The organism is Streptomyces sp. NPDC006372 (genome assembly GCF_040612515.1).
Lineage (GTDB): Bacteria > Actinomycetota > Actinomycetes > Streptomycetales > Streptomycetaceae > Streptomyces.
The window spans coordinates 1-7,452 of sequence record NZ_JBEXQJ010000078.1; the positions used below are offsets into that span (position 1 = coordinate 1).

Genomic DNA, 7,452 nt, shown 5'->3' on the forward strand with positions numbered 1-7,452 from the left:
CCGGACTCATCCCGGGAACTCCGCCACCGCGCCTTTCCCTTGCCACCGCGGGTGAACCGCCGAACGGTGCCGTTGACTGCTGCAAGACCCCGATGGCCGCGTCGCGTGGCAGCGGCGGCCCGCCCCGGCGCGAGTCTGCTGACACAGTGGCAGGAACCGTGACCCTCCTGACTTCCCCGGCACAGGACGTGCACACCCCGCCGTTCCCTCCCCGGTGTGACGTGTGGCACCATGCTGGCCACCCCACCCCACCGGCACAGCCTCAGGAGACTCTCCTAGTGCAGCCTTCCGCCGTCCCGGAGCTCGCCCACACCCACACCCGCCCGATCCACTGGCTCGCCACCGCGACGGCCGTCGCCGGCGTCGTCGCCTTCTCCTCGTTCCTGCAGCCGGACGCCGCGACGGCGGCTCAGGCGGCAGGCCCCCGGACGAAGAGCGCCCCCGCGCACTTCGCTCCGCCCGACCCGGCCGCGGTGACGTTCCCGATCGAGTGCGGGCCGGTGCAGGCCGTGGTGAAGAAGAAGGCCTCCGGAGACCTTGACGGCGACGGCAGCCCGGAGACGGTGGCCGTGGTCCACTGCGACTCCCCGATGGGCACCCCGCCCGACGGCGTGTACGTCCTCACCCGGGACGGCGACAGCGGCAAGCCGCGCGTGGTGGCCTCCCTGCTCGATCCCCAGAAGCGCACCAACGTGAGCGACTTCGCCGTACGGCACGGCGCCGTCACGGCCACGCTCCTCGGCTACTCGTCGGCCGACGTGCCGCGTTGCTGCCCGGACATGAAGAGCGACGTGAAATGGCGTTGGCAGGACGGCTCGTTCGTCCGCTCGACGCCGTCCGGGGCCCGCAGCGTGTGAAGGCCGTGCGGTGGCGGTGTGTGAGATATCAGACAGTACTAACGGTGTGTGCGGAACTGGTCACTCCGCGTCCGGTCCGTAGACCTCGGCCCTGTCCGAAACGCGACGCACGTGGATGCACTCGCCCGGGCACTCCTTCGCGGAGTCGATCACGTCCGTGAGAAGCGGCAGCGGAACGGGCGTTGTCGCGCCCTTGTCCTGGAGCAACTCGTCTTCGGCGCTCTTCACATAGGCCAGACCGTCGATGTCCAGCTCGAACACCTCGGGCGCGTACTGGGCGCAGATGCCGTCACCGGTACAGAGGTCCTGGTCGATCCAGACCTCCAGCGCCTCGCCCTCGACTCCGGCCTCCTGCTGCACGCTCATGTCTCCTGCCGTTTCATGCGTCGAGCCAGGTCGGGAATCCGGCCAGCTCTGACGGGTGTTGAACACTTCGACCCTACCTCCGGCTGGGTTCCAATCATGTTCGCTGGGTATTCCCCTGGCGTGAGGGAGAGCGCAAGGGTGAAGATCGGACACACCCCGACCGTCTTTGTGATCTAGGGGTTTCAATCGACACCCGCCCAGGTAGGGTCTGGAAGCGTCCAGCTCCCCTTGGAGGAGGTGAGGACCGTGGCAGCCCACGACGACGACATGAACCGCGGCATCCGCCCGGGACGCGGGTCCGACGACCCGGCCGGGCAGATCGCCTACCTTGAGCAGGAGATCGCCGTCCTGCGACGCAAGCTCGCCGACTCTCCGCGGCACACGAGGATTCTCGAAGAGCGGATCGTCGAGCTGCAGACCAATCTGGCCGGCGTGTCCGCACAGAACGAGCGACTCGCCAACACGCTCCGTGAGGCCCGCGACCAGATCGTGGCCCTCAAGGAAGAGGTCGACCGGCTCGCGCAGCCGCCGGCCGGCTTCGGGGTGTTCCTGCAGGCGAACGAGGACGGCACCGCCGACATCTTCACCGGCGGCCGCAAGCTCAGGGTGAACGTCAGCCCCAGCGTCGAGCTCGACGAGCTCCGGCGCGGCCAGGAAGTGATGCTCAACGAGGCTCTCAACGTGGTCGAGGCCATGGAGTACCAGAGCGTCGGGGACATCGTCACCCTCAAGGAGATCCTCGAGGACGGCGAGCGGGCCCTGGTGCTCGGGCACACCGACGAGGAGCGGGTGGTGCGGCTCGCCGAGCCGCTGCTGGACGTCACCATCCGCCCCGGCGACGCCCTGCTCCTGGAGCCCCGCTCCGGATACGTCTACGAGGTCGTGCCCAAGAGCGAGGTCGAGGAACTCGTCCTCGAAGAGGTCCCCGACATCGGCTATGAGCAGATCGGTGGCCTCGGCGGCCAGATCGAGGCCATCCGGGACGCCGTCGAGCTCCCGTATCTCTACCCGGACCTGTTCAAGGAGCACGAACTGCGGCCGCCGAAGGGCGTCCTGCTGTACGGGCCCCCCGGATGCGGCAAGACGCTCATCGCCAAGGCCGTGGCCAATTCGCTGGCCAAGAAGGTCGCCGAGGTGACCGGCCAGGCCGCCGGCAAGAGCTTCTTCCTCAACATCAAGGGCCCGGAGCTGCTGAACAAGTACGTCGGTGAGACGGAGCGGCAGATCCGCCTCGTCTTCCAGCGGGCCCGTGAGAAGGCCAGCGAGGGTACGCCCGTCATCGTCTTCTTCGACGAGATGGAGTCCCTCTTCCGCACCCGTGGCTCCGGTGTCAGCTCGGACGTGGAGAACACCATCGTCCCGCAGCTGCTCGCCGAGATCGACGGCGTGGAGGGCCTGCAGAACGTGGTCGTGATCGGCGCCTCCAACCGTGAGGACATGATCGACCCGGCCATTCTGCGGCCCGGCCGGCTGGACGTGAAGATCAAGATCGAGCGTCCGGACGCCGAGGCGGCCAAGGACATCTTCGGCAAGTACCTCACCGAGCGCCTCCCGCTCCACGGCGACGACCTCGCCGAGCACGGCGACTCCAAGGCCTCCACGGTCCAGAGCATGATCCAGACGGCCGTGGAACAGATGTACGCCGAGTCCGAGGAGAACCGCTTCCTGGAGGTCACCTACGCCAACGGTGACAAGGAAGTCCTCTACTTCAAGGACTTCAACTCCGGCGCCATGATCGAGAACATCGTGGGCCGGGCCAAGAAGATGGCGATCAAGGACTTCCTCGAGAAGAACCAGAAGGGCCTCCGCGTCTCCCACCTCCTCCAGGCCTGCGTGGACGAGTTCAAGGAGAACGAGGACCTGCCGAACACCACCAACCCGGACGACTGGGCCCGGATCTCCGGAAAGAAGGGCGAGCGGATCGTGTACATCCGTACGCTCATCACCGGAAAGCAGGGCGCGGACACCGGACGCTCCATCGACACGGTGGCGAACACCGGTCAGTACCTGTAAAAGGCAGGGCGGCTGCGGGTGCCCTCGGCGGGTACCCGCAGCCGACTGTTTTTCGGGCCACGGCTGGAGCAACGCAATGACGCAAATGATCTCCCCACCAGCGCAAAGGCGTTCTAGGCTCTTCCGTACCGCCGAGTCGCGCAGTGCGGGGACGGGTACCGCACACGCAACCGAGCGCCAGCGGTATCTGAGCGGCGCCCACGACCGAGGGAGCCGCCGGGCAAGGAGGGCCGCATGACCGTACGGCGAGTAATGGGCATCGAGACGGAGTACGGGATCTCCGTCCCCGGCCACCCGAACGCCAATGCCATGCTCACCTCGTCCCAGATCGTGAACGCCTACGCGGCGGCGATGCACCGGGCCCGCCGGGCCCGCTGGGACTTCGAGGAGGAGAACCCGCTGCGGGACGCCCGAGGCTTCGACCTCGCCCGCGAGGCCGCCGACGCCAGCCAGCTCACGGACGAGGACATCGGCCTGGCCAACGTGATCCTCACCAACGGTGCACGGCTCTACGTCGACCACGCCCACCCCGAGTACAGCGCCCCCGAGGTCACCAACCCCCGGGACGCCGTCCTCTGGGACAAGGCGGGCGAGCGGATCATGGCGGAGGCCGCGGAACGGGCCGCCCAGCTGCCCGGTGCCCAGCCCATCCACCTGTACAAGAACAACACCGACAACAAGGGCGCGTCCTACGGCACGCACGAGAACTACCTGATGAAGCGGGAGACCCCCTTCTCGGACATCGTGCGCCACCTGACGCCGTTCTTCGTCTCCCGTCAGGTCTTCGCCGGGGCGGGCCGCGTCGGCATCGGCCAGGACGGGCACGAGCACGGTTTCCAGCTCAGTCAGCGGGCCGACTACTTCGAGGTGGAGGTCGGCCTCGAGACGACCCTGAAGCGCCCGATCATCAACACCCGCGACGAGCCGCACGCGGACGCCGAGAAGTACCGGCGGCTGCACGTGATCATCGGCGACGCGAACCTGTCGGAGATCTCGACGTACCTGAAGCTGGGAACCACCGCTCTCGTCCTGTCGATGATCGAGGACGGTTTCATCGCGGTGGACCTTGCCGTCGACCAGCCGGTTCGCACGCTGCACCAGGTCTCGCACGACCCGTCGCTCAAGCGCCTCGTCACGCTCCGCAGCGGCCGGACGCTCACCGCGGTCCAGCTGCAGATGGAGTACTACGAGCTCGCGCGCAAGTACGTGGAGGAGCGGTTCGGGGCGGACGCCGACGACCAGACCAAGGACGTCCTGTCCCGCTGGGAGGACACCCTCACCCGACTGGAGCACGACCCGATGAGCCTGGCCGGCGAGCTGGACTGGGTCGCCAAGCGGGAGCTCATGGAGGGCTACCGGCGCCGGGACGACCTCGACTGGGACGCGGCGCGGCTGCATCTGGTCGACCTCCAGTACGCCGACGTACGGCCCGAGAAGGGCCTGTACAACCGTCTGGTGGCCCGCGGGCGCATGAAGCGCCTGCTGGGTGAGGCCGACATCGAGCGGGCCCGTACGACGCCGCCTGAGGACACGCGCGCCTACTTCCGCGGCCGCTGCCTGGAGCAGTACGCGGACGACGTCGCGGCGGCGTCCTGGGACTCGGTGATCTTCGACCTCCCGGGCCGGGACTCGCTGCAGCGCGTCCCAACCCTGGAACCGCTTCGCGGAACGCGTAATCACGTCAAGGAGCTCCTGGACCGTTGCCGCACCGCGGAAGACCTGGTCAGGGTCTTGTCCGGGGGGTGAGCGCACATCCTGGGTACTCGGGAGGGGCCCGCCGGACAGGGTGGAAAATCCCAGGTCCGGGAATCATCGAGGTGGTCCTCGTACGTTGGAGCAACTACGGGGCCATTGTCAGACCCGGCGAGTAGGGTCTGATCTTGACCGAGCAACTGTGTCGGGCGAACCGAGCGGGGTGAGGGATATGGCGACCAAGGACACCGGCGGCGGACAGCAGAAGGCCACCCGGTCCACCGAGGAGGTCGAGGAGCAGGCGGCAGAGGCGCAGGCTTCTGAGGACGTCAAGGAGCGTCACGAGAAGCTGAGCGACGACGTGGACTCGGTTCTGGACGAGATCGACGACGTACTCGAGGAGAATGCCGAGGACTTCGTGCGGTCCTTCGTTCAAAAGGGCGGCCAGTAAGGCTCCTGCACCTTCATTTCGAAGGTGAACGGGTGCACAGGTGACGGACGGGCGGAGCGCGGAGCGCTGTGCGCGGGGCAGCGAGCGATGTGCTGCCCTCGGGTGCGGCGCTCCGGGCGTCGACGGCGTCCGGAGCCCCTGCGGCCTGCCGATCGAGGCGGCCGGCAAACGCGTGGACGGCGCGGCGGAGTTGGGGCCGCCGGGCATGTGGATCACCGCCGCAGGACGGGTAGGGTCCGTGGCATACCGTGCCCCCGGTGGCAACCGGACCGGGGTTGTTCCAAGGATCGGCCCGACGTCACAGGGCGGGCTGTCGCATACGTGGAAGGAATCGCGTGGAAGCCAACACTCGTAGCACCGGGCGTCTACCAGCTGCCTTCCTGACGCCAGGGTCCTCCTCCTTCATGGACTTCCTGTCCGAGCACCAGCCGGAGATCCTGCCCGGCAACCGGCAACTGCCGCCCACCCAGGGCGTCGTCGAGGCGCCGCACGGGACGACGATCGTCGCCGTGACGTTCCCCGGCGGTGTCGTCCTCGCCGGTGACCGGCGGGCCACCATGGGCAACGTCATCGCGCAGCGGGACATCGAGAAGGTCTTCCCGGCCGACGAGTACTCGGCGGTGGGCATCGCCGGTACGGCGGGTCTGGCCGTGGAGATGGTGAAGCTGTTCCAGCTGGAGCTGGAGCACTTCGAGAAGGTCGAGGGCGCGCAGCTGTCGCTGGAGGGCAAGGCGAACCGGCTGTCCACCATGATCCGCTCGAACCTGGGGATGGCCATGCAGGGGCTGGCCGTCGTTCCATTGTTCGCCGGGTACGACGTGGACCGGGAGAAGGGGCGGATCTTCTCCTACGACGTCACGGGCGGTCGCTCCGAGGAGCAGGGCTACGCGGCCACGGGTTCCGGCTCGATCTTCGCCCGCGGCGCGATGAAGAAGCTCTTCCGGAACGACCTGAGCGAGGCCGATGCCACGACGCTCGTGGTGCAGGCGCTCTACGACGCGGCAGACGACGACTCGGCGACCGGCGGTCCCGATGTCGCCCGCCGGATCTATCCCATCGTCACCGTGATCACCGAGGACGGCTTCCGCCGGCTCTCCGAGACCGAGGCGTCCGATATCGCGCGCTCGGTCCTGGAGCGGCGGCTGGAGCAGCCGGACGGTCCGCGCGCCGCGCTGCTGTAGGCGGCGGGCTGTCTTGAACCAGGGTGGTCCAGTGAATCGACGGAATTCTGAAGAGAGGGACGGATAACCGGTGTCGACGCCGTTCTATGTCTCACCCCAGCAGCAGATGGCCGACCGGGCGGAGTACGCCCGCAAGGGCATCGCTCGTGGTCGCAGCCTGGTCGTGCTGCAGTACGCCGACGGCATCGTGTTCGTCGGGGAGAACCCGTCCCGTGCGCTGCACAAGTTCAGCGAGATCTACGACCGGATCGGCTTCGCGGCCGCCGGCAAGTACAACGAGTACGAGAACCTGCGGATCGGCGGTGTGCGCTACGCCGACCTGCGGGGGTACACCTACGACCGGGACGACGTGACGGCCCGGGGCCTGGCGAACGTGTACGCGCAGACGCTGGGCACGATCTTCTCGAGTGTCGGGGAGAAGCCGTACGAGGTGGAACTGGTCGTGGCCGAGGTCGGGGAGACCACGGAGCAGGACCAGATCTACCGGCTGCCGCACGACGGCTCCATCGTGGACGAGCACGGCTCGGTCGCGGTCGGGGGCAACGCCGAGCAGATCAGCAGCTACCTGGATCAGCGCCACCGGGACGACATGACGCTGGCCGAGGCGCTGAAGCTGGCGGTGCAGTCCCTGTCCCGCGACACCAACGGCACCGAGCGGGAGATTCCCGCGGAGCGGCTGGAGGTGGCGGTGCTGGACCGCACGCGCCCGCAGAAGCGCAAGTTCAAGCGGATCAGCGCGCGTCAGCTGTCCCGCCTGCTGGAGGCGGACGGGTCGGGGCCGGCGACTGCGGCGGAGGCGGAGGAATCCGAAGCCGAGTCCGAGTCCGGGGGCGATGAGTAGTCACCCGTTGCCGCGGGGCCCCCCCGGGTGGGGGGGGGGGCGGGGGGGGTT

7 protein-coding genes are annotated in these 7,452 nt (G+C 68.2%); 6 read left to right on the forward strand and 1 reads right to left on the reverse strand.

The annotated features are described in order from the left end of the window. Window positions 1-278 precede the first annotated feature (278 nt). Window positions 279-857 (forward strand): hypothetical protein, encoded by a 579-nt coding sequence (locus ABZ016_RS42710; RefSeq protein WP_356922201.1) that lies wholly within the window; start codon window positions 279-281, stop codon window positions 855-857. Window positions 858-917: 60 nt separating this feature from the next. On the opposite strand, the gene ABZ016_RS42715 is transcribed toward ABZ016_RS42710, so the two are convergent. After that, the gene (locus tag ABZ016_RS42715; protein ID WP_356922202.1) at window positions 918-1,223 is read right to left on the reverse strand and encodes a ferredoxin; all 306 of its coding nucleotides are present in this window, start codon (window positions 1,221-1,223) and stop codon (window positions 918-920) included. Between the two features lie 246 nt (window positions 1,224-1,469). Between ABZ016_RS42715 and arc the strand changes: the two genes are divergently transcribed. From arc to prcA, 5 genes are all read left to right on the forward strand, one after another. Then, entirely contained in the window at window positions 1,470-3,236 is a 1,767-nt protein-coding gene (gene arc, locus ABZ016_RS42720) for a proteasome ATPase (RefSeq protein WP_356922203.1), read from the forward strand. Window positions 3,237-3,470: 234 nt separating this feature from the next. Next, the gene (dop, locus tag ABZ016_RS42725) at window positions 3,471-4,982 is read left to right on the forward strand and encodes a depupylase/deamidase Dop (RefSeq protein WP_356922204.1); all 1,512 of its coding nucleotides are present in this window, start codon (window positions 3,471-3,473) and stop codon (window positions 4,980-4,982) included. A gap of 178 nt (window positions 4,983-5,160) precedes the next feature. After that, the gene (locus tag ABZ016_RS42730; protein ID WP_010045349.1) at window positions 5,161-5,379 is read left to right on the forward strand and encodes a ubiquitin-like protein Pup; all 219 of its coding nucleotides are present in this window, start codon (window positions 5,161-5,163) and stop codon (window positions 5,377-5,379) included. A 335-nt stretch (window positions 5,380-5,714) separates the two neighbouring features. After that, on the forward strand, window positions 5,715-6,560 hold the full coding sequence (gene prcB, locus ABZ016_RS42735; RefSeq protein ID WP_356922205.1) for a proteasome subunit beta: 846 nt from the start codon (window positions 5,715-5,717) through the stop codon (window positions 6,558-6,560). 70 nt (window positions 6,561-6,630) lie between these two features. Further along, window positions 6,631-7,401, forward strand: a complete 771-nt coding sequence (gene prcA / locus ABZ016_RS42740; RefSeq protein WP_356922206.1) for a proteasome subunit alpha — start codon at window positions 6,631-6,633, stop codon at window positions 7,399-7,401. Window positions 7,402-7,452 lie beyond the last annotated feature (51 nt).

Bases quoted from the DNA above. Each gene is read 5' to 3' on its own strand.
- ABZ016_RS42715 (WP_356922202.1), bottom strand. From the start codon at position 1,223: ATGAGCGTGCAGCAGGAGGCCGGAGTCGAGGGCGAGGCGCTGGAGGTC.
- dop (WP_356922204.1), top strand. From the start codon at position 3,471: ATGACCGTACGGCGAGTAATGGGCATCGAGACGGAGTACGGGATCTCC.
- ABZ016_RS42730 (WP_010045349.1), top strand. From the start codon at position 5,161: ATGGCGACCAAGGACACCGGCGGCGGACAGCAGAAGGCCACCCGGTCC.